We start from the raw sequence: 3,625 nt of genomic DNA on the forward strand, positions 1-3,625 counted from the left end.
CACGACGCGATTCCGCGTGCCGTAGAGCGCTGCGAGGCGGCTGCCTTCGGCGAGCGTGATCGGATGCCGGGCGGCGAGCTGCTGGTCGGCGCCGCGCACGGGCCGGTGATCGGCGGTCGTCGGGATGTCGACGATCAGCGATCCTCCGAAGGCGACGTTGCTGACCTGGAGGCCGCGGCAGATCGCCAGCACCGGCAGACCGCGTTCACGGGCTCCGCGGGCGAGCGCGAGTTCGTAGCCGTCGCGCGAGGGGTCGTAGTTCTTGCCCTCCTGCGGCGCGGCGCCGTAGCGCGAGGGGTGCACGTCTTCTCCGCCGGAGAGCACCAGCCCGTCGAGACGATCGAGCACCTCGTCGACACCGGCGGTCGGCGGCAGCAGCACCACGGCACCACCCGCGGCCTCGATGGGCGCCGCGTACTCCGTGCCCAGGCTGTGGGCGGGGCGACCGCTGCCGAGGTCGGTGTCGATGAAACGGCGCCAGGTGGTGATGCCGATGAACGGGCGGATCACGAGAGCTCGATCCAGGTGGTCTTCAGATCGGTGAACTTCTCCAGGGCGTGCAGGCTCTTGTCGCGGCCGAAGCCCGATCCCTTGACGCCGCCGAAGGGGATCGTCATGTCGCCCTCTTCGAAGCAGTTGACCCAGACGACTCCGGCGCGGAGGCGTCGCGACAGGGTGTGCACGGCATTGAGGTCGGTGCTCCAGAGGGCGGCGGCCAGACCGAACTCGGTGCCGTTGGCGATCGCGAGTGCGTCTTCGACGTCGTCGTACGCGATGACGGAGAGCACAGGACCGAAGACCTCGCGCTGGGCGACCTCGTGTTCGGGGGTGACGCCGAGCACGACCGGGGCGAAGTAGCTGCCGCCGTCGACGGCCCGGAACCGCTCGGCACTGCCGGCGGCGAGTTCGCCGCCCTCGGCCTGGGCGCGCTCGACGAATCCGGCGATGCCCGCGAGCTGCCGCTCGCTGACGATCGCGCCCATCGAGGTGGCGACGTCGAACGGGTCGGCGGGGAGGCTCGTGCGCGCGACCTCGGCCGCGATCTCCAGCGCGCGGTCGCGCTGAGCCCGCGGCACCAGCAGGCGGGAGGATGCCGTGCACATCTGCCCCTGGTTGTAGAAGCAGCCGTCGGCGGTGGCGCGCACGGCCCGTTCCAGGTCGGCATCCGGCAGCACCAGGCTCGCGGTCTTGCCACCGAGCTCGGGCCAGACGCGTTTGCCGTTGGAGGCGGCCGAGTAGCCGAGGAACTTCCGGCCGACCTCGGGCGAGCCGGTGAAGGTGACCACGTCGACGTCGGGGTGTTCGCCGAGTGCGCGGCCGGCGACCTGGCCGGTGCCGGGCGTGACGTTGAGGACGCCGGCGGGGATGCCGGCCTCGACCGCGAGCTCGGCGAGGCGCAGCGCGGAGAACGTGGTGTGCTCGGCGGGCTTGAGCACGACGCTGTTGCCGACCGCGAGGGCGGGGGCGAGCTTCCACGCGGTCATCGTCAGCGGGAAGTTCCATGGCACGACGGCGGCGACCACTCCGGCCGGCTCGCGGGTGACCAGGGCGAGGCTGTTCGGCGCGGTGACCGGCATCTCATCGAGCACCTTGTCGGCGGCCTCGCCGTACCAGCGGAAGCAGTTCACGACCGCGCGCAGCTCGGTCTGCAGGGCCTCGCGGATGGGCTTGCCCATCTCGAGCGAGATCGTGAGGGCGAGCTCCTCGGCGTTGTCGTGGATCTTCTGCGCGAAGGCGATGAGCAGCTGTCCGCGCTCGCGGGGTGCAATGCGCGACCAGACTCCGGAGTCGAACGCGGCGCGGGCCGAGCGGACGGCCCGGTCGACGTCGGCGGCGGAGGCGGCCGTGATCGGCGGGAGCCCACGACCATCTCGCGGGCTCACGGGAGTCAGCGGCTCGGCAGAGCCCGCCTCCCACGCGCCGTCGATGAACATGCGCGTGTGCAGGGGCAGCGTCGCAGCGCGATCCGCCCAGTCGTCTCCCGTAGCCGTGAACACGATCGTCCTCTCCAGGGGTGTTGGCCCTGGAGAGGATACTCGCCCTATTTCGCCACTAGGTCAAGCCGTTAAGAACTATCTCGCCATTTCGTTACATGCCAGTAACAGAATCGGCCTATAGGCGGATGGCGCCGGTAGGCATGTCGTTCGCCAGCGCCTCGGGCGCCTCGTCGACGATCAGCGAGCCGCGCAGCACCGGGGTGATCACCACGAGCGACTCCACGACCTCGAGACCCTCATGCCCTGCGACTGCCGGGCCGGTGAGGAAGCGGTAGAACTCGTCGGCGTCCTTCACGAGCACATTGGCGAGCAGCTGCGAGGTGCCGGTGGTGGCCGCGATGAACTTCACCTCGGGGGCGGCGGCGAGGGCCGCGCCCACCTTCTCGAGCCGAGCCATCGGCACGCGAAGCCATACGAGCGCCTCGAGTCCCAGACCGAACAGGCTCGGCACGACCTCGGTGCGCGGATGCATCAGTCCGCGGCGGCTCAGCGACTCCATGCGTCGCCGAGTCGTCGTGACGTTGAGGCCCAGGGCGCGGGAGAGCTGGGCCACCGGCATCCGCCCGTCCTTCAGGAGGAGTCGGATCAGAGCCTCTTCGTCGTCGCTGAGGGAGTCGGCGGGGTCGACCTCCGAGCCGGACGACTCGTCGAGCATGCGGGCCTGTTCGTCGGTCAGTACGCCCGCACGCCAGTCGTGCCCCGAGCGGAAGAACTTCAGGACAGTGGTGACGTTGATCGAGTCGATGCCCTCGAGCTCCGGGAAGTCGGTGAACAGCAGCTCGCGGATGGAGGCGTCGTCGTGGGGGAGCAGCATGCCGGCGATGTCGCTGCTGCCCTCGAGCACCGAGACCGACGAGGCGTCCGCGCGGCGGGCAAGGGTGCGCGCCACATGCCACAGCGCGTGCGGCTCGGTCGTGATGCGGAACAGCACCGCGCGGGCGTGCAGCACGCGGGCGGGGTCGACGTAGGTGGAGACGCGGACCAGTCCGCGATCGAGCAGCCGCTGACCGCGACGGGCGACGGTGCGCTCGGGCAGGTCGACCACGCGGGCGATCTCTCCCCACGACGCACGGCCGTTCACTTGCAGGGCCGCGGCGACGATCCGATCGGTCTCGTCGGCCATCACATCGTTCGCGGGCACGGGCTCTCCTTCAGCGGGACGGACTCGGTGGAAGGTTATCCCAGTCCGGGGTCGCGCTGAGGCGTCGGTGGTCTCCTCGGCGCGGCAGGGTGGAGCGTCGCCGATGACCCATACTGAACCGATGAACCTTCCCGGACACGCCTTCAGCACCACCACCTGGGCAGAGATCGAACCCACCATCCACCCGGGAATCACGGGGCAGGCGGTCTGGCGATCACGGCAGATCGGAGACACCCGCATCCGCATGGTCGAATACTCGCCGGGCTACGTCGCCGACCACTGGTGCTCGCGCGGCCACGTGCTGTTCGTCGTCGAGGGCACCCTCGAGACGGAGCTCGAAGACGGTCGGACCTTCACTCTGCACGCCGGGGAGAGCTATCAGGTCGGCACGGACATGGAAGCCCATCGCTCGAGCACCGAGACCGGCGCGCGTCTGTTCGTCGTCGACTGACGTCCGGCGTCCTCGCCATCCCGACCATGTGGGAAC

The 3,625-nt window shown here is 70.0% G+C and carries 4 protein-coding genes; 1 reads left to right on the forward strand and 3 read right to left on the reverse strand.

Features of this window, described 5'->3' with window-relative positions:
* The 3 genes from ACNPM4_RS09250 to ACNPM4_RS09260 all read right to left on the reverse strand — a co-directional run.
* On the reverse strand, nt 1-510 hold a 510-nt coding region (locus ACNPM4_RS09250), incomplete at its 3' end, for a gamma-glutamyl-gamma-aminobutyrate hydrolase family protein (RefSeq protein ID WP_448985474.1).
* Entirely contained in the window at nt 507-1,997 is a 1,491-nt protein-coding gene (locus ACNPM4_RS09255) for an aldehyde dehydrogenase family protein (RefSeq protein WP_448985475.1), read from the reverse strand. The genes ACNPM4_RS09255 and ACNPM4_RS09250, both read right to left, overlap by 4 nt.
* A 115-nt stretch (nt 1,998-2,112) precedes the next feature.
* Nucleotides 2,113-3,138 (reverse strand): Lrp/AsnC family transcriptional regulator, encoded by a 1,026-nt coding sequence (locus ACNPM4_RS09260; RefSeq protein ID WP_029264229.1) that lies wholly within the window; start codon nt 3,136-3,138, stop codon nt 2,113-2,115.
* A gap of 121 nt (nt 3,139-3,259) precedes the next feature.
* Between ACNPM4_RS09260 and ACNPM4_RS09265 the strand changes: the two genes are divergently transcribed.
* Nucleotides 3,260-3,589 (forward strand): DHCW motif cupin fold protein, encoded by a 330-nt coding sequence (locus tag ACNPM4_RS09265; RefSeq protein ID WP_448985476.1) that lies wholly within the window; start codon nt 3,260-3,262, stop codon nt 3,587-3,589.
* Nucleotides 3,590-3,625 lie beyond the last annotated feature (36 nt).

Source organism: Microbacterium umsixpiens (assembly GCF_053543675.1).

Excerpts from the sequence above, each read along its gene's own strand:
- ACNPM4_RS09265 (WP_448985476.1), top strand. The coding sequence starts at position 3,260 with ATGAACCTTCCCGGACACGCCTTCAGCACCACCACCTGGGCAGAGATC.